Consider the following 24627-nt stretch of genomic DNA (forward strand, 5'->3'; position numbering starts at 1 on the left):
GAAGTCAGGGTTGCAGGACTACTTTGAGCGACTTGTCCCCGCGCTCCATCACCGCAAACGCTTCCTTGAAGTCCGCCAGCGCAAACGTGTGAGTCACCACGTCGCGCATGTCGATCTTGCGGTTGCCGATAAAGTCGATGGCGCGCGGGTACATGTACGGCCCCAGGTGTGAGCCCAAAATATCCAATTCCTTGCGGTCGCCGATGATCGACCAATCTACCGTGGCCTCGTCATTGAACACGCTGAATTCGACGAAACGCCCCAGCTTGCGCAGCATCGCCAGGCCCTGGTTTACCGCCTTGTGGTGCCCGGTGGCTTCGATATAAATGTCGCAACCATAGCCGTCGGTGATCGCGCGGATCTTGGCCATCACGTCGACTTCAGCCGGGTTCCACACTTCGTCGGCGCCCATGCGCAGGGCGAGGGCGGCGCGTTCGGGTTTCATGTCCAGCACGATGAGTTTTTTCGGGTTGCGCAAGCGCACGGCACCAATGATGCCCAGGCCCAAAGTACCGGCGCCGGCGACCACCACCACATCGTCATGGTCGACATTCGCGCGTTCGGCCGCGTGCAGCGAGCAGGCCAGCGGCTCGATCAGAATGGCTTCATCCGGGGCGATGGATTCCGGCACTTTGTGGATGATGCCTTCCTTGGTGAAGATCATGTACTGGGCCATGGCGCCCTGCACATTGTTCTGGAAGCCATACAGGTCGTGCTTCTGGCACATCCAGTACTGGCCGTGGTTGCAGAAACGGCAGCCCCAGCATGGCACGATCTGCTCGGAGATCACTCGATCACCCACCGCCACGCCACGTTTTTCTGCACCTGGGCCGAGGGCGACCACCCGGCAGACGAACTCATGCCCCGGAATCATCGGCGGCTTCACATAACGCGGTTGCTCGGCATCGCCCCAGAACGACGGCGCGCCGCGATAGGTCTTGATGTCACCCATGCAGATGCCGCACAGCTCGACTTTGGTGAGAATCTCGTCGGGGCCGGGCGTGGGCACGTCGACGGTTTCCAGGCGATAGTCTTCCGGGCCATGGCAGACCACGGCCTGCATGGTTTTCGGGATGACCGGGGAGAGGTGTTCAGGTGTGCGTTCGGTGATGGTGGACATGACAAAAACCTCACGGCAAAAGATGAATTACTGAATGCTGTAGCCGCCATCGATCACCATGTTGGCGCCGGTGATCATCTGCGCGGCGTCGCTGAGCAGGTAAAGCGCCAGCCCGGCGATTTCTTCCGGCTGGGCAAAGCGGCCGGCCGGGATCTGCAATTTGGCCTTTTCACCCACTTCACCGGCCCAGGCTTTTTTGCCCAGGGCGGTCTCGACGATGGTCGGGGAGATGGCGTTGACGTTGATCTGTGGCGCCCACTCCATGGCCAGCACTTTGGTCATGCCGACGATGGCGGCCTTGCTCGCGCAGTAGGCGACGTGACGGTCCAGGCCAATCACGGCAGCCTGGGAGGCCAGGTTGACGATGCGCCCGCCGCCCTGCGCCAGCATGTGTCTGGCGCAGGCCTGGGCCACAAAGAAGCTGGCCTTGAGGTTGATGTCCAGGGTGGTGTCCCAGGCGCTCTCGCTGACGTCGACGGCCTTGTCCAGTAACACCACGCCGGCGCTGTTGATCAGGTAATCCAGGCGCTGGAAGTGTTCGAATATGCTGTCGATGGTGCGCTGTATCTGGCCGATCTGGCCGAGGTCGACGGCAATCCCCAAATGCCCGTCGCCCAGGCCGGCCGCGACTTGCACCACCGCCGGGTCGCGGTCAAGCAAGGCCGCGCGCGCGCCGCGTTCCACCAGCAGGTGGGCGCAGGCCAGGCCAATGCCGGCGGCGCCGCCGGTGATCACCGCGCAACGGCCGGTGAGGTCGAAGGCTTGGTTCCAGAATCCAGACATGAATGACTCCATTTTCGAAAACAGTAGAGATCCAATGTGGGAGCCGGCTTATGTGGGAGCTGGCTTGCCTGCGATGCAGACACCTCGGTGTGTCAGTTACATACGGTTGATGCCATCGCAGGCAAGCCAGCTCCCACACAAGCCAGCTCCCACACTTGACCTTATTTCAAGGTGAGAACTACTTGCCGCCACTGACCTGCTGGTACAGCGCATCGGCATTCGCGTTAGTGACGGGCACCCACGGCAGGATGTAATTCTTGGCGGTGCCATCGCCCCATTTCACGTCCTTGGCGTAGCGCTCCCAGATCACCGATTGCGGCTTGTAGTCCTTGCCGGCCAGGGCACGCAACGCCACATCCAGCGCGCCTTGGGATTGAGCCTGGGCGTCTTGCAGGAAGGTGGTGACTTCGTCTTTTTTCGCCGCCTGAATCGCGTCCGGCATGCCGTCGATAGACGTCACCGGCACGTCCTTGGACGTCAGCCCGTGGGACTTCAGTGCCTGCACGGCGCCAAGGGCCATGTCGTCGTTTTGCGCGATCACGCCGTTGATGCCTTTGGGGTGCGCGTTCAGCCAGTCCTCGGTGAGGGTCAGGGCCTGGGCGCGGTCCCAGTTGGCGGTCTTTTTCTCGATGATCTTGATGTCCGGGTGCTTGCTCAGCACTTGCAGCTCGCCTTTTTCCCGGTCGATCTGCGCCGACTGGCCAATCGGGCCCTGGATGATCACCACGTTACCTTTGCCATTGAGCTTGTCGACCATGGCCTGGGCCTGCAGGCGGCCGCCTTCTACGTCGTCGTTGCCCACATAAGGCACGGAGGCATCGGCTACTTTCGTATTGGAGGCGATGACCACTACGTCGTTGCTCATGGCGGCTTTCACTGTGCCGACCCCGGCCTTGGTGTCGATGGGCACGAACAGGATGGCGTCGTAGCGCTGGGTCACCATGTTTTCGATCTGGTTGTTCTGGGTCAGGGCATCGTAGTTGCCGTCGAACACGGTCAGTTGCACGGTGCCGTCCTTGACCGCCGGGTGTTCCTTGAGCTCGCGGACCCAGTTCTGCATGAACTGGCCCTTGAGGCCGTAGACGGCGGCGCCGATCTTGTAGGTCTTGCCATCGGCGGCAAAGGCAATGCTACTGGCGAGCAGAGTGAGGGTCGCCGCGGCGGCCAAAGTGGTACCAAGTTTCATGAGTAGAACTCCGGTTATTGTTGTGGGTCGTTCTCTAGCGTTTTTTCTTGCGCCACACGTCGATCAGTACTGCGAACACGATGATCAGGCCCTTGGCGACCTGCTGGTAATAGGAGGACACGCCGAGCAGGTTCAGCCCGTTGTTGATCACGCCGATCAGCAGCGCACCAAACAGCGTGCCGACAATGCTGCCGGTGCCGCCCGACAGGCTGGTGCCGCCGATCACCACGGCGGCAATCGCGTCCAGCTCATAGGAAACCCCGGCCTGGGGCAGGGCGGAGGTGGTGCGTGCCGACAGCACTACGCCGGCCAACCCGGCGAGCAAACCCGAGACCACGTACACCGAAAACATCACCTTGCGCACGCCGATACCCGAGGTGCGCGCGCTCTTTTCATTGCCGCCTACCGCGTATACGTAGCGGCCGTACGTGGTGTAGCGCAGCACCATCCAGAAGATCAGCGCGACCACCGCGAAGATCACGATGGGCACGCCAATCGGGCCGATCTTGCCGATGCCCAGCGCCAGGTAGGCGTCGGGCAGGTCGGTGATCGGGCTGCCGTCGTTGAGGATGAAGGTCATGCCGCGCGCAATGCTGAGCATGCCGAGGGTGGCCACGAACGGCGGGATCGACAGGTTGGCAACCATAAAACCGTTGACCACACCGAGCATTGCGCCGGCAAACATCCCCGCGCTCACCGCCGCGAGCAGGCCGTAGCCCTGGGTGGCGACCATGGCGCTGCACAGCCCGGCAAAGGCCAGGATCGAGCCCACCGACAGGTCGATGCCTTTGGTGAGGATCACGTAGGTCATGCCCACGGCCAGGATGCCGTTGATCGAGGTCTGGCGCAGGATGTCCATCCAGTTGCGCCAGGTCATGAAGTATTCGCTGGAAAACGCCATCACCACGCACAGCAGGATAAACACCAGCGGCAGGCCGAAGCGGTCGAGGGACAAACGCAGGCGATTGCGCGGCGCGGTGGTCATGGGCGGTGCGATGGTTTTGGCATTCATGAGGCAAGACTCAACAAGGCTTCCTGGGAAAGGGCGGCGTCGGTGCTGATGGTCACCAGCCGGCCGCCCTTGAATACGGCGATGCGATCACTTAAATGCAGCAGTTCCGGGGCTTCGGATGACACCACGATGGCAGCGCCACCGGCGCGTACGAACTGGTCGAGCAGGTGGTAGATCTCCTGCTTGGCGCCTTCATCGATGCCGCGGGTCGGCTCATCGCAGAGCAGGCACACCGGCTCGGTCGACAGGCATTTGGCGAGCACGACTTTCTGCTGGTTGCCGCCGCTCATGGAGGCCACCGGCAATTGCAGGGAACTGGTCTTGATCTGCAGGCGCTTGACCATGTCTTCGGCCAGCTGGGTTTCCTTGCGTGCATTGATCAGCGACCAACTCGACAGGCGCTTGTAAGCCGACAGCGCAATGTTGGACAGAATGCTGCCGGTGAGCACCAGGCCGCTGTCTTTGCGGTCTTCGGTGACCAGCGACATGCCGGCGTTGATCGTGGCTTTGGGCAGGCCGATGGGCATGGGCTTGCCTTGCAGGGTCACGCTGCCGGAGTCCGCAACGGTCAGCCCATAAATGCAGTTGAGAAACTCGCTGCGCCCCGAACCCATCAGCCCATAAATGCCGAGGATCTCGCCCTGGCGCAGTTGCAGGCTGATGTCGTGGAACTCGCCATTGCGGCTCAGGTTGTCGACTTGCAGGCAGGTGCTGGCGGCGCATTCGCGGCCGACCTTGTGGTCGATGCGTGTCAGCTCCTGGCCGACAATCCCGCGCACCAAATGGTTGCGGTCGATATCGGCCATGCGCCCGCTTTCTACAAAGGCGCCGTCGCGGAAGATGCTGTAGTCGTCGGCGATTTGCGCCAGCTCGCTCAAGCGGTGCGACACATAGACGATGCCGGCGCCGCGCGCGGTGAGGCGGCGGATGGCCTTGAACAGGGTTTGCGCTTCGCGCTCGCCGATCGCCGAAGTCGGCTCGTCCATGATCATCACCTGGCAGTCATGGCTGAACGCCTTGGCGATTTCCACCAGTTGGATCTGCGCCACGCTCAGGCGGTGCATGGGGCTGGTGGCATCGACCTCGAACTCCAGGCTTTCGAGCAGCTCGCGGGTACGGCGGTTGAGGGTCTTGCTGTCGACAATGCAACCGGCGCGGCGCGGTTCGCGGCCCAGCCAGATGTTTTCGGCGACGGTCATATAAGGGATGGGCTCCAGCTCCTGGGTGATCATCGCGATCCCCGCCGCCAGCGCTTCACTTGGGCGGTTGAACTGTACGGGCGTGCCTTTGAGCTGGATGGTCCCGGCGTCACGCTGGGTGATGCCCATCAGGATGCTCAGGAAGGTCGACTTGCCGGCGCCATTGCCGCCGCACAGCGCATGCACGCTGCCGGCCCGCAGAGAAAGGCGCCCATCACGCAGGGCAGGCACCCCGGCGTAGGCCTTGGCGACGTGTTCAGCCTGGAGCAGTAATGGCGTGGCCATCGGCGTGTCCTCGTGCTGTGAATTCTTATTAGGTCGCACAGTCATGTTTTGCTGTGATCATATGTGTACCAAATGAAATTCTGATCAGTCAATCGCTTTCATTAAAAAGTTATAAATACGCCTGTTTGCGCAAAGTACCCCTGTTTAGACGGCTTTGACTGGGAGGTCAGCTAAAACTCGCTTGACAGAAAGGGCGGAATACCCGAGAAATAACTGATCGAAATTTCATTGAGTGATCATATGATCAGTCTAAAGCACCTAAACGGCAGCGGAGCCAGACGCCATGAACACACCTTTCCCGGTGGCTATCGGATGCGATGAAGCGGGTTTTGAGCTCAAAGAGCTGTTAAAGCGCCATATCGAGGCGCTGGGTTACCCGGTGACCGACTTCGGCACCCATTCCACCGCGCCGGTGCTGTACCCGGACATCGCGCTGGCAGTGGCTACCGCCATCAATGCCGGGCAGCAACGCCTCGGGGTGCTGGTGTGTGGCACCGGGATTGGCATGGCTATCTCGGCGAATAAAGTGCTGGGCATTCGTGCAGCCCAGGCCCACGACACCTACTCGGCGGAGCGCGCCCGCAAGAGCAACGATGCGCAAATCCTCTCTATTGGTGCGCGGGTGATCGGCGCCGAGCTGGCCAAAAGCATCGTCAAATCGTTTCTGGAGTCGGAGTTCGAGGCGGCGCGTTCCGGGGCCAAGGTCGAGCGTATCAATGCGATCGAGCGCGATGGGCATCAGTAGTGGACGGGACGGGGCAAGAGTCGGGAGAATGGGTTTTTGACGCCGAAACGGAAGCCCGTCCCCATGAGTGACAGTACCCAGCGCATCGCCAGCGATATCGATCAGATGACCGAAGTGGCGATGCTCTATTACCTTGAGAACGTCACTCAGGAGGCGATTGCCAAGCGCTTCGACCTGTCGCGGGCCAAAGTCAGCCGCTTGCTCAAACGTGCGCGCGATGAAGGGATTGTCGAGGTGCGGGTGTTGCAGCACCCGGCAATGAACAACGAACTGGAGCGCGCGCTGGTGGAGCGCTTCAAGCTCGACCGCGCGTTGATCGCAGTCGACCACAGCGACCCCGACACCCAGCGCTCGGCCGTCGCCAGCCTGGTGGCCAATTACCTGAACAAAACCTTGAGCGACGGCATGATCGTCGCCGTCGGCATGGGCCGTAACGTCGGCGCGGTTGCCGACAATGTGTTTTTGCCGGTGACGCGCAACTGCACATTTGTCTGTGCAATCGGCGGTTCGCTCAAGGCGGGCGAATACATGAACCCTGACCATATCTGCCGACGCCTGGCCCTGCGTTTTGGTGGCGAGAGTGAAAGTCTGTATGCGCCGGCGCTGGTGGCCAACCCGGAATTGCGTGGCGTGCTGATCAACAATGACACCGTGCGCTCAACCCTTGATCGCGCGCGGCGCGCAGATATTGCGCTGATCGGCATTGGTGACATGAGCGAGAACAGCAACATGGTGCGCATGGGCTGGTTCTCGCCCCAGGAAATCGCCCAGGCGCGGCTGTCCGGCACGGTGGGCGACATGATGGGGTATGACTTTATCGACATTCATGGGCAGCCGGCGGTCAACGCGATTCAAGGACGGGTGATCGGGCTGACCGTGCAGGAGTTGTTTCGCATCCCGGATGTGGTGGCAATAGCCAGCGAGAACACCAAGGCGGCGGCGACCTTGGGTGCGTTGCGCTCGGGGGTGATCAATACGTTGGCGACCACGGTGACGAATGCGCACACGATTCTGGCGCTGGATGATGCGACGCGTAAATCCTGAATGTACAAAGGTCAAAAACTGTGGGAGCTGGCTTGCCTGCGATACAGACAACTCGGTCTTTCAGTCACGCCGAGGTGATGCTATCGCAGGCAAGCCAGCTCCCACAGAGGTTATGGGTTGGGCTTACAGATTTTGTAATAGTTTTGCAGTGTGGGAAATTTGAGTTTCGACTGTACGATTCAAGTCCTTTTCTCACTGCAGGACTTGCATGAACACCCTCTCGGAGCCTCCCAGTCGTCTTTCCCCAAGACATTCGCTGTCGCCGTTCCTGCTCAAGCACCCCGTATTCCGACTGCTAACCTTGTCCCGGTCCACTGACCGCGCCTTGCCGTGCCCGGCATTCTGAAATCACTTACGAGACTTTTATAAATGGAATGGTTAGCGGATCCAACGGCCTGGCTCGGCCTGTTGACCTTGATTGTGCTGGAACTGGTGCTGGGCATCGACAACCTGGTGTTTATTGCGATTTTGGCGGACAAGTTGCCACCGGAGCAGCGCGACCGTGCGCGGTTGATCGGGCTGTCCCTGGCATTGCTGATGCGCCTGGGCTTGCTGGCAAGTATTTCGTGGATGGTGACGCTCACCCAGCCCCTGTTTGAAGTGTTCGGCAAAGGTTTCTCCGGGCGTGACCTGATCATGCTGTTCGGGGGTGTGTTCCTGCTGTTCAAAGCCACCATGGAATTGCATGAGCGCCTTGAGGGGCATGTGGCGCAACGCACCGGCAATGCCACTTACGCGATGTTCTGGCCGATCGTCGCGCAGATCGTGGTGCTCGACGCGGTGTTCTCCCTGGATGCGGTGGTGACGGCCGTGGGCATGGTCGATGAGCTGGCGGTGATGATGATCGCCGTGGTCTTCTCCATCGGCCTGATGATCGTGGCGAGCAAGCCGCTGACGCGTTTCGTCAACTCGCACCCGACCGTGATCATGCTGTGCCTGAGCTTCTTGATGATGATCGGCCTGGTGCTGACCGCCGAAGGCTTGGGCTTCCATGTGCCTAAAGGCTACCTGTATGCGGCCATGGGCTTCTCGATTGTGGTGGAGTTGTTCAACCAGTTGGCGCGTGCGCGTCGCAAGAAGTCGGCGCAAGGCACCTTGCCAGTGCGCCAGCGTACCGCCCATGCGGTGATGCGTTTGCTCGGTGGTCGCAGTTTGGCGGTGGAGGGCGTGGATGATGACGTGGCTGACCTGCTCGGCGAGCCGGAGGCCGGCCAGGGCCCGCTGTTTGATCGACGTGAACGCGTGATGATCAGCGGCGTGCTGCAATTGGCCGAGCGGCCGATCCGTACCTTGATGACGCCGCGGGCCAAAGTCGACTGTATTGATCTGGCGGACGATGCCGACACCATCCGGCAAACGCTGATGCAATCGTCCTATTCGCGCCTGCCGTTGATCCGCAACGGTGCGGTGGATGAGCCATTGGGTTTTGTGCACAAAAAAGAACTGCTCAAGGAATACCTGGCCGGTAACGAGCCGAACCTTGAGCACCTGGCGCGCCGGGCGGTCAATTTGCTGGAGAGTTTTTCGATCCTCAATGCGTTGGAACAGATGCGCCAGGAGTCGACCCATATTGCTTTCGTGATCAACGAATTCGGTGACTTCATGGGCGTGTTGAGCATGACCGACATTCTCGAGTCCATCGCCGGTGAATTGCCCGATGCCAGTGAAATCGAAGGGCCGGATGTTATTGAGGAAGGCGAGGGGTATCGCGTCAATGGGGCCGTGAACCTTAACCTGGTGCGTCAGCGTACCGGCTTCAAGGCTGCCGCAACCCAGGACTATCAAACCCTGGCGGGGTTGGTGATGAGCTTGCTCGATCGCCTGCCCGTGGTGGGTGATAGCCTGGAGCATGAGGGCTGGCGCCTCACCGTGCTGGCGGTTGAAGAGCGCCGTGTTACACAGGTGTTGCTTGAGCCGGTGGTTGCCCAGGAAAGGGGTATCGCAGGCTCATAGCAATAGATAAGCCGGAAGTTCGGGAAGCGGTGCGCCGTTTACAAAGTGTGCGAAAACTCCCGCCAGGTACTCTTCTTGATCTTCCGGAAAGCCGATTCCCTGGAACTTTCCGGCCTCCTTGCCATTTTGGTACACCACCAGGGTAGGTGTACCGATATCTCCTAATGCCTCGATTTTTGGGGTCTGTCTCGTATCCAGAACCATGCTTTTGGCTGAGTCGGTGTGGTTTGCGGCAATATTCTCAAACCGCTTATTGGCGCCCAGGCACGCTTCGCAGTACTCAGACACAAACAGCACGAAAACCAGTGGATGTTGGTTCACTAACGACCAATATTCGTCAGGGTGATCGATAACGGTATTTGCCAAGCCCATGGCGATCTCCTTGTGTGCCCATCGAAATGCTGCTGTTGGGTACGCTAAATCGGGAGATCACCGCCGTCTACTGTCAACCTTCACAGGTAGCATGCTCACGCATTCTTGTCCCGCTCCACACGCTCGCGGGCCTTGCGCGCCTGACTTGCACACTTCCTGTATTCCTCGTTATCCCTGGAAGCCTTGGCCCGGCGATAGCCGTGGTGGTTCTGGCTGGTGTAGTCAGTACCGAAGGCTTCCTTGAGCTTTTGCAGTTCTTCCTTGCATTCGTGCCGATCGTTGGCGGCCGAAGCGCTGCCGGCAGCCAGCAATGAAAGCAAAACCAGAGCGAGACTGAGCTTCATGGGGAAGGGCGTCCTTGTTGGCGTGGATGTGCAAAGGCTAGTCCAGTGTGAGGATTTATCCATGGCGCGCGCGCACTGCAAGGGGGCGCGGTAACACCGTTGTGGCGCACTCGATTGGGGCCTGTCACCGGTGTGTGGGGCCTTGGGTAGCAAGCCGATTCGAAATGCTGGCGTAGCGCCGCATCCTGCCCTGTTAACTATCTATCTGATTTAAAACGAATATATCCCTGGCATGTTTTTCTGTTACTGCGTGTGGCACACTTTCTGCTGTCTATTCCGTTGTTACATACTAAGTTCCGGTATAGCGGAATACACAACTCCTGGAGTGCTTGTCATGCATCACCGACCTTCCGTGTTTAAAGCGTGTGTTTTTCTCTTCGCCGCATCGGCTTCCCTCGCAAGCGTTGTGCACGCGGCGGACAGCAAGCTCGATGATGTGCTCAAACGTGGGCATCTCATCGTGGGTACAGGCAGTACCAATGCGCCGTGGCACTTCCAGGGAGCGGATGGCAAGTTGCAGGGTTTTGATATCGACATCGGCCGTATCGTGGCTAAAGGGTTGTTCAACGACCCAAGCAAGGTTGAGTTTGTGGTGCAGTCGTCCGACGCGCGTATTCCCAACCTGCTGACCGACAAGGTCGACATGAGTTGCCAGTTCATCACCGTCACCGCCAGCCGTGCGCAGCAGGTTGCCTTTACCCTGCCGTACTACCGTGAAGGCGTGGGCCTGTTGCTGCCGAACAACAGCAAATACAAAGAAATTGAAGACCTGCAAGCGGCCGGCGATGGCGTGACCGTGGCCGTGCTGCAAAACGTGTATGCCGAAGAGTTGGTGCACCAGGCCCTGCCAAAAGCCAAGGTTGACCAGTACGACAGTGTCGACCTGATGTACCAGGCGGTGAACTCCGGCCGTGCCGATGCCGCCGCCACCGACCAGTCCTCGGTCAAGTACCTGATGGTGCAAAACCCGGGCCGCTACCGCAGCCCGACCTACGCCTGGAGCCCGCAAACCTATGCGTGCGCGGTCAAGCGTGGCGATCAGGACTGGCTGAACTTCGTCAACACCGCGCTGCATGAAGCCATGACCGGCGTGGAGTTCCCAACCTACAAAGCCTCGTTCAAACAATGGTTCGGTGTGGATTTGCCAGAACCTGCGATCGGTTTCCCGGTTGAGTTCAAGTAAATCGTAAATCCTGGGGCGTCGCTGACGGCGCCCCGATCAGGTACTGCCGACCATGAACTATCAGTTGAACTTTGCCGCCGTGTGGCGTGATTTCCCCAGCTTGCTGGCGGGGCTCGGCCTGGGCCTTGAACTGGCCTTGCTGTCGATCGCCATCGGTTGCGTGATCGGCCTGATGATGGCGTTTGCGATGCTGTCCAAACACCGGGCGTTGCGAATCTTCGCCTCGGTGTATGTGACGGTGATCCGCAATACGCCGATCCTCGTGCTGATCCTGTTGATTTACTTTGCCTTGCCCACACTTGGGATTCGGCTCGATAAGATCCCCTCGTTCATCATCACCCTGTCGCTGTATGCCGGTGCTTACCTGACCGAAGTGTTCCGCGCCGGGCTGTTGAATATTCCCAAGGGCTTGCGTGAAGCCGGCTTGGCCATCGGTTTGGGCGAGTGGCGGATCCGCGCCTACATCACCGTGCCGGTGATGCTGCGCAACGTGTTGCCGGCGCTGTCGAACAACTTTATTTCGCTGTTCAAGGACACGTCGCTGGCGGCCGCGATTGCGGTGCCGGAGCTGACCTATTACGCCCGCAAGATCAACGTCGAAAGCTACCGGGTGATTGAAACCTGGATGGTCACGACCGCGCTCTATGTGGCGGCCTGTTACCTCATTGCCATGCTGCTCCGTTACCTGGAACAGCGTCTGGCGATCCGTCGTTAAGGAGGGTTTGCATGTACGAGTCCCCAAGCTGGCTGCATGAATTGTGGATCGCCCGAGATACCCTCTGGGCGGGGTTTCAAACCAGTATTTATTGCTCGGTGCTGGCGATTATCTTTGGCACGCTGATCGGCATTTTTGCCGGGTTGATCCTCACCTACGGCAAGTTCTGGATGCGCGCGCCGTTTCGTCTGTACGTCGACCTGGTGCGCGGTACGCCGGTGTTTGTGCTGGTGCTGGCGTGTTTTTACATGCTGCCGGCGCTGGGTTGGCAGATCAGCGCGTTCCAGGCCGGTGCGGTCGGGTTGACGCTGTTCTGCGGCTCCCACGTAGCGGAAATCGTGCGCGGTGCGCTGCAAGCCATTCCCCGTGGGCAACTGGAAGCGGGCCGGGCGATTGGCCTGACGTTCAAACAGTCGCTGACCTACGTGCTGTTGCCCCAGGCGTTGCGCCAGATCCTGCCGACCTGGGTCAATTCCTCCACCGAAATCGTCAAGGCCTCGACCTTGCTCTCGGTGATCGGCGTGGCCGAATTGCTGCTCAGCACCCAGCAAGTCATCGCACGTACCTTCATGACCCTGGAGTTCTACCTGTTCGCCGGGTTTCTGTTCTTTGTCATCAACTACGCCATCGAGTTATTCGGGCGCTACATTGAAAAGCGGGTGGCCTTGCCATGAACCAACCTCAAACCAACCAACCGCTGCTGAACATTCGTGGCCTGCGCAAACACTATGGCCAGGTCGAGGTGCTCAAGGGCGTCGACCTGTCCATGCAGCGTGGCAACGTGGTGACATTGATCGGCTCCAGCGGCTCGGGCAAGACCACCTTGCTGCGCTGCGTCAACCTGCTCGAAGAGTTCCAGGGCGGGCAGATCAGCCTGGACGGCGAGTCCATCGGCTACAGCGAAATCGCCGGCAAGCGCGTGCGTCACCCCGAACGGGTGATTGCCCAACACCGCGCAATGACTGGCATGGCCTTCCAGCAATTCAACCTGTTTCCGCATCTCACCGCGTTGCAAAACGTCACCCTCGGCCTGCTCAAGGTCAAGAAGATGGGCAAGGACGAGGCCGTGGCCCTGGCCGAAAAATGGCTGGACCGCGTGGGCCTGCTGGAGCGGCGCAATCATTTCCCCGGTCAACTTTCCGGCGGCCAGCAACAGCGCGTGGCGATTGCCCGCGCCATTGCCATGAACCCCAGCCTGATGCTGTTTGATGAAGTCACCTCGGCCCTCGACCCGGAATTGGTCGGGGAGGTGCTCAGTGTGATCAAGGGTCTGGCGGAAGAGGGCATGACCATGTTGTTGGTCACCCACGAAATGCGTTTTGCCTATGAAGTGTCGGACAAGATCGTCTTCATGAACCAGGGCCGCATCGAAGAGCAGGGCGCGCCGAAGGAGATCTTCGAACGCCCGCAATCGCCGCGCCTGGCGGAATTTTTGAAGAACATTCGTTTTTAATCAGGAGCAATTTTTATGAGCATTACTCGTTACGGCGCCGGCAGCACCGCCGGTGGTGGCCAGCCGCGTCCTTTCGCCCGTGCCGTGGAAGCCGACGGCTGGCTCTACGTGTCGGGCCAGGTACCGGCGGTGGACGGTGAAATCATCACCGGCGGCATCATCGAGCAAACCCGCCAGACTATGCGCAACGTGGTGGCGATTCTGGAAGAGGCTGGTTACGAACTCAAAGACGTGGTGCGCGTTGGCGTCTGGCTGGAAGACCCACGGGACTTCTGGAGTTTCAACAAGGTATTCGGCGAGTACTTCACCCCCGAACATGCCCCGGCACGCGCCTGTGTGCAGGCCAACATGATGGTGGACTGCAAGGTCGAGATCGATTGCGTGGCCTACAAGAAGAAGTAAAGATGGCTGCCTTGTAGAGCACGCTGTCGTGGCGAGGGAGCTTGCTCCCGCTGGGCTGCGAAGCGGCCCCAAAAAAGGGAGCGCTGCGCACTCCAGCGGGAGCAAGCTCCCTCGCCACAGGATTTCCACTCGCTTTTAGACTTTGACCGGACCGACGACTGCCATGACCGAAGACACCATCAAACGCCGCGCCAAAGGATTGGACCGTGCATTCGATATCCTCGATTTTCTCAAGGAGATCGGCCAGCCCCTGCGCCCGAATGATATTGCCAGCGGCATCGGCAGCCCCAAGTCCACGGTCTATGAACTGGTTGCGTCGTTGCTGGAGCGGCGCATTCTGGAGACGGTGGGCAAGGACGGTCACGTCTACCTCGGCCGCCAGCTGTACTTTCTCGGCCAGGCGCACCTGCGCCATTTCGACCTGACCCGCGAGGCCGACCACGCCTTGCAGGAGATCGTCAGCCAGACCCACGAAACCGCGCAGATGTGCCTGCTCAACGGGCGCAAATACACGGTGGCGCTGATGCGCGAAGGCGAGCGGCATTTTCGAATTTCCTCGGACATCGGCGAAAACGCGCCAATCCCCTGGACCGCTTCCGGGCGCTTGCTGCTGGGGCACTTGAGCGACCAGCAGATCATCGACCTGATCGACCACGACGACTTCATCCTGCCGGACGGCCAGCGCCTGCCACTGGAGACCTTCCTGGCACAAATTCGTCAGGCTACCCTCGATGGGTTTTTCTCCTTCGACAGTGTGGCCGACACCTTCACCCATTGCTTTGCCGCCCCGGTGCGGGACGCGCAGGGCGTCAGCATTGCGACCTTGTGCATCGTTGCACCGCGCGCCGATGCGCTCAAAAACTACAACGACTATCGCCGGGTGTTGATCGACAGCGCCAATAACCTGGCCCGGCGTATCAACGAATAGGAGTACTTCATGTCTGCCCTCAATGCCGTTGAAAAAGGCGCCGCCGCCGTCGGTGCCCACCTGGTGCGCGACGTCAGCCTGCCGGCCCTGGTGCTGCACCGTGACGCGCTGGAACACAACATCCGCTGGATGCAGGCATTTGTCAGTAACAGCGGTGCGCAGCTCGCGCCCCATGGCAAAACCAGCATGATGCCGGCGTTGTTTCAGCGTCAGATCGAGGCGGGCGCCTGGGGCATCACCCTGGCCAATGCCGTGCAGACCCGCGCCGCCTATGCCGGCGGCGTGCGCCGCGTACTGATGGCCAACCAGCTGGTGGGCGCGCCGAACATGGCGCTGATCGCCGACCTGCTGGCGGACCCGGATTTTGACTTCCACTGCATGGTCGATCACCCGGACAACGTCGCCGACCTGGGCCTGTTCTTCGCCGCCCGTGGCCTGCGCCTGAACGTGATGATCGAATACGGCGTGGTCGGCGGCCGTTGCGGGTGCCGCAGCGAGCAGGAAGTGCGCGAGCTGGCCAAGGCGATCAAGGCCCAACCGGCCCTGGCCCTGACCGGTATTGAAGGCTACGAAGGTGTGATCCACGGCGAACACGCCGTCAGCGGCATCCGTGACTTCGCCGCCAGCCTGGTGCGCCTGGCCGTGGACCTGCAAAACAATGGCGCGTTCGATTTGCCCAAGCCGATCATCACCGCTTCGGGTTCGGCCTGGTACGACCTGATCGCCGAGTCGTTTGAAGCGCAAAACGCCGCCGGCCGCTTCCTCAGTGTGTTGCGCCCCGGCAGCTATGTGGCCCACGACCATGGCATCTACAAAGAGGCGCAATGCTGCGTGCTCGACCGTCGCAGCGACCTCAACGAGGGCCTGCGTCCGGCCCTGGAAGTCTGGGCACACGTGCAATCGATGCCCGAGCCTGGCTTTGCGGTAGTTGCCCTGGGCAAGCGTGACGTGGCCTACGACGCCGGCTTGCCGGTGCCGCTCAAGCGCTACAAGGCCGGGATTGTGCCGGTCGAAGGCGATGATGTGACTGCGTGCAAAGTCACGGCGGTGATGGACCAGCATGCGTTCATGACGGTGGCGCCGGGGATTGAGTTGCGTATCGGCGACATCATCTCCTTTGGTACTTCGCACCCGTGCCTGACCTTTGACAAGTGGCAGGTGGGCTGCCTGGTGGATGAGCAGTTGCAGGTCGTTGAATCCTTGCATACCTGCTTCTAGACCGCGTCGTAGCTATCGCAGGCAAGCCAGCTCCCACATTTGACCGAGTTCCCACAGTTGAAATGCACTCCAACTGTGGGAGCTGGCTTGCCTGCGATGGCCCTCCAGAACACCGAGAGACCCAAGGCATGAACACAAACCCTCGCATCGCCCTGATCGGCGAATGCATGATCGAACTGCAACACCGCGCCGATGGCAGCCTGCAACAGAGCTTCGGCGGCGACACCTTGAACGCGGCGGTGTACCTGCGCCGCGAGTTGGGCGCCGTCGGCACGGTCGACTACGTGACCGCCCTGGGCGATGACAGTTTCAGCGATGCCATGTGCCAGCAATGGACCGCCGAAGGCCTCGGGCTGGGCATGGTCCAGCGCCTGCCCGGGCGTCTACCGGGGTTGTACTGCATCCAGACCGACGCCAAGGGCGAGCGCAAATTCCTCTACTGGCGCAACGAAGCGGCCGTGCGCGACTGCTTCACCACACCGGCAGCCGAGCCGATCCTGGCGGCGTTGCCGGACTACGACGTGGTGTATTTCAGCGGCATCACCCTGGCGGTACTGGGTGAAGTCGGGCGTAAGCGCTTGCTGCAAACCCTGATCGAAACGCGCCGGCGCGGTGGCAAGGTGGTGTTCGACAACAACTATCGCCCGCGCCTGTGGACGAGCATCGACGCGGCGCGCGCGGCGTATCACCAGGTGCTGGCCGAGGTGGATATCGCCTTGCTGACCGAGGATGACGAGCGCGCATTGTTTGGTTATGCCGACAGCGAGCAGGTGTTCGCGGCGTACCCGGCGATTGCAGAAGTGCTGCTCAAGCGTGGCGCGGATGCGTGTTTGATCCGTTGTGATGGCGAGCGCTTTGCGGTGCCGGCGCTTAAGGTCGAGAAGGTGGTGGACACCACGGCGGCGGGGGATTCGTTCAGCGCGGCGTATTTGGCCAGTCGGCTCACGGGCGGCTCGCCTGAACAGGCGGCATTGGCTGGGCATCGGTTGGCGAGCCGGGTGATTCAGGTGCCGGGGGCTTTGATTGCGCGGTGAATGGCCGCCTGCGGCGGTTCGCAGGCAAGCCAGCTCCCACATTTGACTGCATTTTTCCAGTTGAAATGCGCTCAAGTGTGGGAGCTGGCTTGCCTGCGATAGCGGTCCTGAGCCAACCCCTCAGTCGCGGTAGAACACCTGCACCAGGTGATACCCGAACTTGCTCTTGATCGGCCCATGCACCACCTTCACCGGCTTCTTGAAGATCACCGCATCAATCGCCCCCACCATCTGCCCAGGCCGCACTTCACCCAAATCACCGCCGCGCTTGCCGGACGGGCAGGTGGAGTACTTTTTGGCCAGCACATCAAACGCTTCGCCCTTGGCAATGCGCTGCTTGAGCTGTTCGGCTTCTTCACTGGTTTTCACCAGAATATGACGGGCTTGGGCTTTCATAACGTTCTACCAGCTGTGCGACGGCGCGCGATTATGCCTGAACTCATTCGTCAACGTTGATCATGCTGCGGATTTTAGTCGCCAGCAGGTCAATGGAAAACGGCTTGGCCACCATGTCCATGCCGTCCTCCAGGAAGCCCTGGCGCTCGGCGGCTTGTTCGGCGTAACCGGTCATGAACAATACGCGCAGGCCCGGCCGGTGCTGACGGGCGATTTCCGCCAACTGTCGGCCATTCATGCCCGGCAGGCCGACATCGGTGACCAGCAGGTCCACGCGCAGGTCCGACTCCAGCAGCGGCAGCGCGGTGCGAGCATCCGCTGCCTGATGGGCGGTGTAGCCCAGCTCACCGAGCACGTTGACCACCAGCATGCGCACCGCCGGGTCATCCTCGACCACCACCACCGCTTCACCGGCGAGTGCCAGCGGCGCTTCGCCCAAGTGCGGCGGCAAGCTGCTTTCCAATGCGGTGCCATGCAGGCGCGGCAAGTACAGACGCACGCAGGTGCCCTGGCCGGGTTCGCTTTGAATGGTCACATGGCCGCCGGATTGCTGGGCAAAGCCGTAGATCATCGACAACCCCAGGCCGGTGCCCTGGCCGATGGGCTTGGTGGTGAAGAACGGGTCGAACGCCTTGGCAAGAATCTTCGGCGCCATGCCGGTGCCGTTGTCGCAGACGCCGAGCATCACATAGTCGCCGGCCTTGACGGGCTCCAGGGTAGTGATATCGGTGCCGTCCAGGTAACTGTTGGCGGTTTCGATGCGCAATTGGCCGCCGTCGGGCATCGCGTCGCGGGCGTTGATCACCAGGTTGAGCAAGGCGTTTTCCAGCTGGCTGGCATCGGTGTTGACCGGCCAGATATCCTTGCCCAGTTGCACCTTGAGCTCGATATGTGCGCCTTTGGTGCGGCGGAACAAATCTTCCAGGGACGCCACCAGCTCGTTCGGGTCCAGTGGCCGACGGTCCAGCGACTGCCTGCGGGAGAACGCCAGCAGCCGGTGGGTGAGGGCGGCCGCGCGGTGGGCGGACGACACCGCCGCGTCGGTAAAGCGGCCGATTTCGTCGCTGCGCCCGGCGGCGATATAGCGCTGCATCAAGTCCAGGCTGCCGATAATGCCGGTGAGCATATTGTTGAAGTCATGGGCGATGCCCCCCGTGAGCTGGCCGACCGCTTCCATTTTTTGTGCATGGCGCAGTGCGTCTTCGGCGCGCTCACGCTCGAACATCTCGTTTTGCAGGCGCTGGTTGGCCTCGGCCAGCGCCTGGGTGCGCTGGGCCACGCGTTCTTCAAGGTTTTCGTTGAGGTGGCGCAGGGCTTCTTCGGTGAGTTTGCGTTCGGTCTCATCGATCACAAAAATGTAGAAACCATTCACCGAGCCGTCATTGCTGAAGCGCGGCAAGTATTTCATCAGCGCATGGCGCGGTCTGCCGTCGCGGTGCGGGGTGATGGTCATGAAGCTGCAGGCCTTGCCGCGCAGCGCGGCGTCGATCTTGTCCACGCGCCCGGCATACACCTCGTCGCCCAGCACTTCGCGGATGCTCTTGCCGTACAGCTCCTGGGGCGTCATGCCGTACCACTCCAGGTAGGCGCTGTTGTTGAGGCGAAAGCGCTGCTCGTGGTCGACATAGCCGATCAGCACCGGCATGGCGTTGATGATCAGTTGCAGCTCGGTCTGGCTTTGGCGCAGCGCCTGTTCGGTCTGCTTGCGCTCGGTCAGGTCCAGCGCGGCCCCCAGGAACCGCGCCGGGCGGCCTTGATGGTCCTTGTAGCAGCGGCCGCGGGCAAACACCCAGCGCACCTGGCCGTCGGCTTGCAGCAGGCGGTATTCCTCGGCGTATTCGGTGCCGAAGGTGATGCAATGTTTGATGCTGCGCGCGACCATGCCGCGGTCTTCGGGGTGAACGCCGTGCAGGTAGTCGCTGATCGGCAGCAGGCCGGCGTCTTGCGGGTCGACACCGTGCAAGTGGGCAAAGTGGGCGTCGGCGATAAAGCGGTCCTCGCTGATATCCCAGTCCCAGGTGCCCACCGCATCGGTTGCCGCCAGTGCCAGTTGCAGGCGCTGTTCGCTGTTGTGCTGGGCCTTGAGGCTGTCTTCGGAGCGCTGTTGCAGTTCGAGGGTTTTGCTGCGCCGCTCATTGGTCTCGATGGCGGTGACCAGGATCCCGGCCACGCTGCCGCCTTCGTCGCGCACCGGGCTGTAGGTGAGGTCGAGCCAGATGTCGGTGTCGCGGTTATTGCGTTGCAGCACAAAGCGCTGTTCGCTGAAGGTGCGCACCTGGCCGTCGAGCACCGCGTCGTAGATCGGCGCAGTAAAACTTTCAAGCTCCGGCCAGGTTTCATGGGCCGGTCGGCCCAGCGCCTCGGGGTGCTTGTTGCCCGCGAGCACCGCGAAGCTGTCGTTGTAGAGTTGGGTGAGCTGGCGGCCCCACAACAGCAGCATCGGCATCGGTGAATGGACGACGATATCGACGGCTGTGCGCAGGCTCTGCGGCCAGTCACCGGCCTCACCGAGCGGGCTTTGCGCCCAGTCCAGCCGCGCAATCAATGCGGCGGCTTCGCTACCGGTGGATGTTCCATTCATGAAAAAGCCCTGCACCTGACACTTTGAAATACGACAAAAGCCGATTATCCCGCGAGACGGGAACGGCTGACTACCCCTCGAAAAATAGCATGCCTTGAGGGTTTGTCTTCAATTGCGTGCGTCAGCGCTGAAACCTTTCATCCGTCCGCCAGTTCAGGCCGGTTGCGAAACTGTTCCAGTGCCTGCGGATTGGTCAGGGCATCGGTGTTTTTGACCGGCTCACCATGCACCACATTGCGCACCGCCAGTTCGACGATCTTGCCGCTGATAGTGCGTGGTATGTCGCTGACCGCGAGGATCTTCGCCGGGACATGGCGCGGCGTGGTGTTGGCGCGGATCACCTGGCGAATCTGCTGCTCCAGGGCGTCATCCAGCGTGATGCCGTCATTGAGCCGCACAAACAGCACCACCCGCACATCGTCCTGCCAGCGTTGGCCGATGGCCAGGCTCTCCAGCACTTGCGGGACTTTTTCCACCTGGCGATAAATCTCTGCCGTGCCGATGCGCACACCACCGGGGTTGAGCACCGCGTCGGAGCGCCCGTGAATCAGCAGGCTGCCATTGGCGCGCTGCTCGGCGTAGTCGCCCTGGGCCCACACGCCGGGAAACTGGCTGAAATACGAGGCGCGCAGTTTTTGCTGGTCGGGGTCATTCCACAGGCCAATCGGCATGGCCGGAAAATGCCGGGTACACACCAGCTCGCCTTTTTCCCCGATCAGCGGCTGGCCCTGGTCGTCCCACACTTCGATGGCCATGGCCAGGCTCTTGCACTGCATTTCGCCGCGCCGCACCGGCAGCACCGGGTTGCCGATCACAAAGCAGGAGACGATATCGGTGCCGCCCGACATTGACGACAGGCACAGCTCGGCCTTGATCTCGCGGTATACATAGTCATAACTCTGCGGCGACAGCGGCGAGCCGGTTGAAATTAGGCCTTTGAGGCTGCCCAAATCGTGGCTCAGACGCGGTTGCAGGCCAGCCTTTTCCAGAGTGGCGAGAAACTTGGGGCTGGTGCCGAACACGCTGATTTTTTCCGCGTCGATCAGGTCGATCAGCCGCTCGGGGCCGGGGTGAAACGGCGAGCCGTCATACAGGACCGCCGTGGCACCCAGGGCCAGCACCGACACCAGCCAGTTCCACATCATCCAGCCGCAGGTGGTGTAGTAGAACAGGCAGTCTTCGCGCGACAGGTCGGCGTGCAGGCCGTGTTCCTTGAGGTGGGTGAGCAGCACGCCGCCGGTGCCGTGGATGATGCACTTGGGCACGCCGGTGGTGCCGCTGGAATAGAGGATATACAGCGGATGATCGAACGGCACCGGGACAAATTCAGGCTCGCCGCCGGGTTGGTAGAAGTCGTTCCACAGTGCGACCCTGGCGTGGGTGCGGTAGTCCTCGCTGCGCGCCTGGGGCCGGGCATACGGCACGATGATCAACTGTTCCAGGGTCGGCAGGCGTTCGAGGATTTCATTGAGTTTGGCGCTCTGGTCGATGTCCTTGCCGGCATAGCGGTAGCCCGCGCAGGTGATCAACACCTTGGGCTCTATCTGGCCGAAACGGTCGATCACGCCTTGGGTGCCGAAGTCCGGCGAGGAACACGACCAGATCGCGCCCAGGCTGGTGGTGGCAAGCATGCCGACCAGGGTTTGCCAGGTGTTGGGCATGCACGCGGCCACGCGGTCGCCCCGGGTTACACCGGCTGCCCGCAAGCTACGCTGCAAGCCTGCGACATGCTCGGCCAGTTCGGCATAGGTCAGCTGTTCGCGCTGGCCGTCTTCACTGACCGCCACCACCGCCGGGTGAGCATCCCGACGGCGCAGCAGGTGTTCGGCAAAGTTCAGGGTCGCGCCGGGGAACCACTCGGCGCTGGGCATTGCCGCGCCTTCGATCAGCGTGGTGCTGGGCGGGCTGCCAAACTGCACGTCGAAAAAGGAGACGATCGCCTGCCAGAAGTCGGCGCGCTGGTCGATGCTCCATTGGTGCAGGGCGGGGTAGTCACCCAGCTGCAGGCTGTAGCGTTGGTTGATGAAACGCCGGAACTGGTCCATTCGCGTGTTGGCGATGCGTTCGGGGGAGGGTTGCCAGAGGATCTCGGACATGGGGAAGTCTCTTGTTTTTGTACAAAACCTCCAGCCAACACAGGTCGAAACTGTGGGAGCTGGCTTGCCTGCGATAGCGGTGGGTCAGTTAGCTCATTGGTTACTGACCCACCGCTATCGCAGGCAAGCCAGCTCCCACATGTGACCTTCAGTGCCTGATTTACTGGGCCAGCCAGCCGCCATCGATGTTCCACGCGGCGCCGCGCACTTGGGCGCCAGCTTCACTGCACAGGAACAACACCAACTCACCCAGCTGCGGCGGCGTCACAAACTCCAGCGACGGCTGTTTTTCCGCGAGCAAATCATGCTGGGCCTGCTGCGGATCAATGCCCTTGGCCGCGCGATCATCAATCTGCTTTTGCACCAGCGGCGTCAGCACCCAGCCGGGGCAGATGGCATTGCAAGTGACGTTACCGGTGGCGGTCTCCAGGCCCACCACTTTGGTTAATCCGATGACACCGTGTTTGGCCGCCACATAGGCGGCCTTGCCCACCGAGCCGACCAAGCCATGCACCGACGCGATATTGACAATGCGCCCCCAGCCCTTGGCCTTCATGCCCGGCAGACTCAAACGCGTGCTGTGGAATACCGACGACAGGTTGATCGCGATGATCGAATCCCAGCGCTCCACCGGGAAGTCTTCCACGGCCGCCACGTGCTGAATGCCGGCGTTGTTGACCAGAATGTCGACGCCGCCAAACTCGCGCTCGGCGTAGGCAAACATGTCGGCAATTTGCGCCGGGTCGCTGACGTCGGCCGGGTGATGCCCGACCCTGCCGCCAAACGCCTGCACCTGGGCGATCACCGCGCCGGCATCGCCAAAACCGTTGAGGATCAGGTTGGCACCGGCCTTGGCCAGGCTCAGCGCGATGCCCAAACCGATGCCGCTGGTGGAGCCGGTAACCAGGGCGGTCTTGCCATTCAAAGTCGTCATGAAAACCTCACACAATGCCGGTGGCGTAGAAAGTACCGATCACCACGAACACCGCGAGGGTCTTGATGATCGTGATGCCGAAAATGTCCTTGTAGGCTTCGCGGTGGGTCAGCCCGGTGACCGCCAGCAGGGTAATCACCGCGCCGTTGTGGGGCAGGGTGTCCATGCCGCCGCTGGCCATGGCCGCGACCCGGTGTAGCACTTCAAGGGGGATATTGGCCGCATGGGCCGCCGAAATAAAGCTCTCGGACATCGCCGCCAGGGCGATGCTCATGCCGCCTGACGCGGAGCCGGTAATACCGGCCAGCAGGGTCACGGTAATCGCTTCGTTGACCAGCGGGTTGGGGATGCCCTTGAGCCAGTCCGCCAGCACCAGAAAGCCTGGCAACGAGGCGATCACCGCGCCAAAGCCGTATTCCGAGGCGGTGTTCATGGCCGCCAGCAGCGCGCCGCTGACCGCGCTTTTACTGCCTTCGGCGAGCTTGCTTTTGATCGCCGACCAGCCGAACACCAGCACCATGACGATGCCCACCAGCAACGCCGCCTGCACCGCCCAAATCGCCGTGAGCTTGGCGATGTCGGTGGTCACCGGCGTGCTCATGCCCGGCAGGCTGAGGCTGTGGGTCTTGCCATACCACTGCGGGATCCAGTGGGTGAACAGCAGGTTCATCACGCCCACCAGAATCAACGGCGACAGCGCGACCCACGGGTTGGGCAGCGCCAGGTTGTCGGCGGTTTCCGGCTCGTTGCGCAGCTCGGTGCCATAGCCTTCACCGGCGCGTTGCGCCTTGTTGCGCTGGCGCGCCAGGTAGAGCATGCCGGTGCAGAACACGAAGACCGTGCCGATCAAGCCCAGCCACGGCGCCGCCCAGGCGGTGGTGTTGAAGAAGGTGCTGGGGATGATGTTCTGGATCTGCGGCGTGCCGGGCAGGGCGTCCATGGTGAACGAGAATGCACCGAGGGCGATGGTTGCCGGGATCAGGCGCTTGGGAATGTTGCTCTGGCGGAACATCTCCGCCGCAAACGGGTACACCGCAAACACCACTACAAACAGCGACACGCCGCCGTAGGTGAGCAGGGCGCAGACCAGCACAATCACCAGCATCGCCTGGCGCGTGCCGAGCAAGCGGATGGCGGCGGCCACGATCGAGCGCGAAAAGCCCGACAGCTCAATCAGCTTGCCAAACACCGCGCCGAGCAGGAACACCGGGAAATACAGTTTGATAAAGCCGACCATTTTTTCCATGAACACCCCGGTAAACGCAGGGGCGACGGCGGAAGGGTCGGTGAGCAGCACGGCGCCGAGGGCGGCGATGGGGGCAAACAGGATCACGCTGTAGCCACGGTAGGCAGCCAGCATCAGCAGCGCGAGGGCTGCCAGGGCAATGATCACACTCATGGTGTGTCTCCAGATCGAATTGTTATTTTTGTGGGGGTAGTGCGTTGGAGAGGGGCTATAGCGAGATGTGTGCCAAATCAATAAGTCATTGAAATATATGAGTATTATTATTTTACGCGCGTGCGATTCTTGAGATTATCTCTTTTTTGAGACTGACAAGGATCAAAGGTGGGAGCTGGCTTGCCTGCGATAGCGGTGGTTCAGTTGAATAGGTATTGACTGAGGCGGCGCTATCGCAGGCAAGC

At 61.1% G+C, this 24627-nt stretch carries 23 protein-coding genes; 11 read left to right on the forward strand and 12 right to left on the reverse strand.

Annotation, left to right across the window (positions count from 1 at the left end; all coding sequences use genetic code 11):
• Positions 1–4: 4 nt before the first annotated feature.
• The 5 genes from PSH96_RS12090 to PSH96_RS12110 form a co-directional block, all read right to left on the reverse strand.
• A complete protein-coding gene (locus tag PSH96_RS12090) occupies positions 5–1120 on the reverse strand; it encodes an alcohol dehydrogenase catalytic domain-containing protein (protein ID WP_305459457.1) in 1116 nt (371 codons plus the stop codon).
• 27 nt (positions 1121–1147) lie between these two features.
• A complete protein-coding gene (locus tag PSH96_RS12095) occupies positions 1148–1903 on the reverse strand; it encodes an SDR family oxidoreductase (RefSeq protein ID WP_305459458.1) in 756 nt (251 codons plus the stop codon).
• Positions 1904–2081: 178 nt separating this feature from the next.
• Complete coding sequence (locus PSH96_RS12100; RefSeq protein ID WP_305459459.1) at positions 2082–3089, reverse strand: substrate-binding domain-containing protein; 1008 nt, start codon at positions 3087–3089, stop codon at positions 2082–2084.
• Between the two features lie 34 nt (positions 3090–3123).
• On the reverse strand, positions 3124–4101 hold the full coding sequence (locus PSH96_RS12105; RefSeq protein ID WP_017135922.1) for an ABC transporter permease: 978 nt from the start codon (positions 4099–4101) through the stop codon (positions 3124–3126).
• Positions 4098–5585, reverse strand: coding sequence for a sugar ABC transporter ATP-binding protein (locus tag PSH96_RS12110; protein ID WP_305459460.1), 1488 nt, complete (start codon positions 5583–5585; stop codon positions 4098–4100). Before PSH96_RS12110 ends, PSH96_RS12105 begins: the two co-directional genes overlap by 4 nt.
• 283 nt (positions 5586–5868) lie before the next feature.
• Here PSH96_RS12110 and rpiB point away from each other — a divergent pair, with 283 nt between their 5' ends.
• The 3 genes from rpiB (at position 5869) to PSH96_RS12125 (ending at position 9327) form a co-directional block, all read left to right on the forward strand.
• Positions 5869–6330: a ribose 5-phosphate isomerase B gene (gene rpiB, locus PSH96_RS12115; protein WP_016969738.1), complete on the forward strand. Its 462-nt coding sequence runs from the start codon at positions 5869–5871 to the stop codon at positions 6328–6330.
• A gap of 63 nt (positions 6331–6393) precedes the next feature.
• Positions 6394–7374 carry a sugar-binding transcriptional regulator gene (locus PSH96_RS12120; protein WP_017527998.1) on the forward strand — a complete coding sequence of 327 codons (981 nt, stop codon included), beginning with the start codon at positions 6394–6396 and terminating at the stop codon, positions 7372–7374.
• A 369-nt stretch (positions 7375–7743) separates the two neighbouring features.
• A complete protein-coding gene (locus PSH96_RS12125) occupies positions 7744–9327 on the forward strand; it encodes a TerC family protein (RefSeq protein ID WP_305459461.1) in 1584 nt (527 codons plus the stop codon).
• Here the strand turns inward: PSH96_RS12125 and PSH96_RS12130 are convergent.
• On the reverse strand, positions 9322–9699 hold the full coding sequence (locus PSH96_RS12130; RefSeq protein ID WP_305459462.1) for a co-chaperone YbbN: 378 nt from the start codon (positions 9697–9699) through the stop codon (positions 9322–9324). The two genes, PSH96_RS12125 and PSH96_RS12130, sit on opposite strands and share 6 nt — an antisense overlap.
• Positions 9700–9794: 95 nt before the next feature.
• A complete protein-coding gene (locus PSH96_RS12135; RefSeq protein ID WP_305459463.1) occupies positions 9795–10043 on the reverse strand; it encodes a hypothetical protein in 249 nt (82 codons plus the stop codon).
• A 334-nt stretch (positions 10044–10377) separates the two neighbouring features.
• On the opposite strand from PSH96_RS12135, the gene PSH96_RS12140 reads away from it, so the two are divergent.
• The 8 genes from PSH96_RS12140 to PSH96_RS12175 all read left to right on the forward strand — a co-directional run bounded on the left by PSH96_RS12140 (position 10378) and on the right by PSH96_RS12175 (position 16976).
• Positions 10378–11226 carry a transporter substrate-binding domain-containing protein gene (locus PSH96_RS12140; RefSeq protein ID WP_065929539.1) on the forward strand — a complete coding sequence of 283 codons (849 nt, stop codon included), beginning with the start codon at positions 10378–10380 and terminating at the stop codon, positions 11224–11226.
• A gap of 52 nt (positions 11227–11278) precedes the next feature.
• The gene (locus PSH96_RS12145; RefSeq protein ID WP_305459464.1) at positions 11279–11941 is read left to right on the forward strand and encodes an amino acid ABC transporter permease; all 663 of its coding nucleotides are present in this window, start codon (positions 11279–11281) and stop codon (positions 11939–11941) included.
• Between the two features lie 11 nt (positions 11942–11952).
• Positions 11953–12615: an amino acid ABC transporter permease gene (locus PSH96_RS12150; protein WP_056859509.1), complete on the forward strand. Its 663-nt coding sequence runs from the start codon at positions 11953–11955 to the stop codon at positions 12613–12615.
• Positions 12612–13394, forward strand: a complete 783-nt coding sequence (locus tag PSH96_RS12155) for an amino acid ABC transporter ATP-binding protein (protein WP_305459465.1) — start codon at positions 12612–12614, stop codon at positions 13392–13394. Before PSH96_RS12150 ends, PSH96_RS12155 begins: the two co-directional genes overlap by 4 nt.
• Before the next feature lie 15 nt (positions 13395–13409).
• The gene (locus PSH96_RS12160; RefSeq protein WP_016976584.1) at positions 13410–13796 is read left to right on the forward strand and encodes a RidA family protein; all 387 of its coding nucleotides are present in this window, start codon (positions 13410–13412) and stop codon (positions 13794–13796) included.
• A 163-nt stretch (positions 13797–13959) separates the two neighbouring features.
• Positions 13960–14724, forward strand: a complete 765-nt coding sequence (locus tag PSH96_RS12165; RefSeq protein WP_305459466.1) for an IclR family transcriptional regulator — start codon at positions 13960–13962, stop codon at positions 14722–14724.
• Between the two features lie 9 nt (positions 14725–14733).
• Positions 14734–15942, forward strand: a complete 1209-nt coding sequence (locus tag PSH96_RS12170; protein WP_305459467.1) for an amino acid deaminase — start codon at positions 14734–14736, stop codon at positions 15940–15942.
• Between the two features lie 128 nt (positions 15943–16070).
• Positions 16071–16976: a sugar kinase gene (locus tag PSH96_RS12175; protein ID WP_305459468.1), complete on the forward strand. Its 906-nt coding sequence runs from the start codon at positions 16071–16073 to the stop codon at positions 16974–16976.
• Between the two features lie 120 nt (positions 16977–17096).
• On the opposite strand, the gene PSH96_RS12180 is transcribed toward PSH96_RS12175, so the two are convergent.
• The 5 genes from PSH96_RS12180 to PSH96_RS12200 all read right to left on the reverse strand — a co-directional run bounded on the left by PSH96_RS12180 (position 17097) and on the right by PSH96_RS12200 (position 24382).
• Positions 17097–17372, reverse strand: coding sequence for a peptidylprolyl isomerase (locus tag PSH96_RS12180; protein WP_003174397.1), 276 nt, complete (start codon positions 17370–17372; stop codon positions 17097–17099).
• Positions 17373–17415: 43 nt separating this feature from the next.
• Positions 17416–19953: a PAS domain-containing sensor histidine kinase gene (locus PSH96_RS12185; RefSeq protein ID WP_305459469.1), complete on the reverse strand. Its 2538-nt coding sequence runs from the start codon at positions 19951–19953 to the stop codon at positions 17416–17418.
• A 137-nt stretch (positions 19954–20090) separates the two neighbouring features.
• Positions 20091–22049 (reverse strand): acetoacetate--CoA ligase, encoded by a 1959-nt coding sequence (locus tag PSH96_RS12190; RefSeq protein WP_305459470.1) that lies wholly within the window; start codon positions 22047–22049, stop codon positions 20091–20093.
• A 160-nt stretch (positions 22050–22209) separates the two neighbouring features.
• A complete protein-coding gene (gene hbdH, locus PSH96_RS12195) occupies positions 22210–22983 on the reverse strand; it encodes a 3-hydroxybutyrate dehydrogenase (RefSeq protein WP_305459471.1) in 774 nt (257 codons plus the stop codon).
• A gap of 7 nt (positions 22984–22990) precedes the next feature.
• Positions 22991–24382, reverse strand: coding sequence for a GntP family permease (locus tag PSH96_RS12200; protein ID WP_058421914.1), 1392 nt, complete (start codon positions 24380–24382; stop codon positions 22991–22993).
• Positions 24383–24627 lie beyond the last annotated feature (245 nt).

The sequence above is a fragment of the Pseudomonas sp. FP2338 genome (assembly GCF_030687515.1).
Lineage (GTDB): Bacteria > Pseudomonadota > Gammaproteobacteria > Pseudomonadales > Pseudomonadaceae > Aquipseudomonas > Aquipseudomonas salomonii.

Excerpts from the sequence above, each read along its gene's own strand:
- PSH96_RS12090 (WP_305459457.1), bottom strand. The coding sequence starts at position 1,120 with ATGTCCACCATCACCGAACGCACACCTGAACACCTCTCCCCGGTCATC.
- PSH96_RS12095 (WP_305459458.1), bottom strand. The coding sequence starts at position 1,903 with ATGTCTGGATTCTGGAACCAAGCCTTCGACCTCACCGGCCGTTGCGCG.
- PSH96_RS12100 (WP_305459459.1), bottom strand. The coding sequence starts at position 3,089 with ATGAAACTTGGTACCACTTTGGCCGCCGCGGCGACCCTCACTCTGCTC.
- PSH96_RS12105 (WP_017135922.1), bottom strand. The coding sequence starts at position 4,101 with ATGAATGCCAAAACCATCGCACCGCCCATGACCACCGCGCCGCGCAAT.
- PSH96_RS12110 (WP_305459460.1), bottom strand. The coding sequence starts at position 5,585 with ATGGCCACGCCATTACTGCTCCAGGCTGAACACGTCGCCAAGGCCTAC.
- rpiB (WP_016969738.1), top strand. The coding sequence starts at position 5,869 with ATGAACACACCTTTCCCGGTGGCTATCGGATGCGATGAAGCGGGTTTT.
- PSH96_RS12120 (WP_017527998.1), top strand. The coding sequence starts at position 6,394 with ATGAGTGACAGTACCCAGCGCATCGCCAGCGATATCGATCAGATGACC.
- PSH96_RS12125 (WP_305459461.1), top strand. The coding sequence starts at position 7,744 with ATGGAATGGTTAGCGGATCCAACGGCCTGGCTCGGCCTGTTGACCTTG.
- PSH96_RS12130 (WP_305459462.1), bottom strand. The coding sequence starts at position 9,699 with ATGGGCTTGGCAAATACCGTTATCGATCACCCTGACGAATATTGGTCG.
- PSH96_RS12135 (WP_305459463.1), bottom strand. The coding sequence starts at position 10,043 with ATGAAGCTCAGTCTCGCTCTGGTTTTGCTTTCATTGCTGGCTGCCGGC.
- PSH96_RS12140 (WP_065929539.1), top strand. The coding sequence starts at position 10,378 with ATGCATCACCGACCTTCCGTGTTTAAAGCGTGTGTTTTTCTCTTCGCC.
- PSH96_RS12145 (WP_305459464.1), top strand. The coding sequence starts at position 11,279 with ATGAACTATCAGTTGAACTTTGCCGCCGTGTGGCGTGATTTCCCCAGC.
- PSH96_RS12150 (WP_056859509.1), top strand. The coding sequence starts at position 11,953 with ATGTACGAGTCCCCAAGCTGGCTGCATGAATTGTGGATCGCCCGAGAT.
- PSH96_RS12155 (WP_305459465.1), top strand. The coding sequence starts at position 12,612 with ATGAACCAACCTCAAACCAACCAACCGCTGCTGAACATTCGTGGCCTG.
- PSH96_RS12160 (WP_016976584.1), top strand. The coding sequence starts at position 13,410 with ATGAGCATTACTCGTTACGGCGCCGGCAGCACCGCCGGTGGTGGCCAG.
- PSH96_RS12165 (WP_305459466.1), top strand. The coding sequence starts at position 13,960 with ATGACCGAAGACACCATCAAACGCCGCGCCAAAGGATTGGACCGTGCA.
- PSH96_RS12170 (WP_305459467.1), top strand. The coding sequence starts at position 14,734 with ATGTCTGCCCTCAATGCCGTTGAAAAAGGCGCCGCCGCCGTCGGTGCC.
- PSH96_RS12175 (WP_305459468.1), top strand. The coding sequence starts at position 16,071 with ATGAACACAAACCCTCGCATCGCCCTGATCGGCGAATGCATGATCGAA.
- PSH96_RS12180 (WP_003174397.1), bottom strand. The coding sequence starts at position 17,372 with ATGAAAGCCCAAGCCCGTCATATTCTGGTGAAAACCAGTGAAGAAGCC.
- PSH96_RS12185 (WP_305459469.1), bottom strand. The coding sequence starts at position 19,953 with ATGAATGGAACATCCACCGGTAGCGAAGCCGCCGCATTGATTGCGCGG.
- PSH96_RS12190 (WP_305459470.1), bottom strand. The coding sequence starts at position 22,049 with ATGTCCGAGATCCTCTGGCAACCCTCCCCCGAACGCATCGCCAACACG.
- hbdH (WP_305459471.1), bottom strand. The coding sequence starts at position 22,983 with ATGACGACTTTGAATGGCAAGACCGCCCTGGTTACCGGCTCCACCAGC.
- PSH96_RS12200 (WP_058421914.1), bottom strand. The coding sequence starts at position 24,382 with ATGAGTGTGATCATTGCCCTGGCAGCCCTCGCGCTGCTGATGCTGGCT.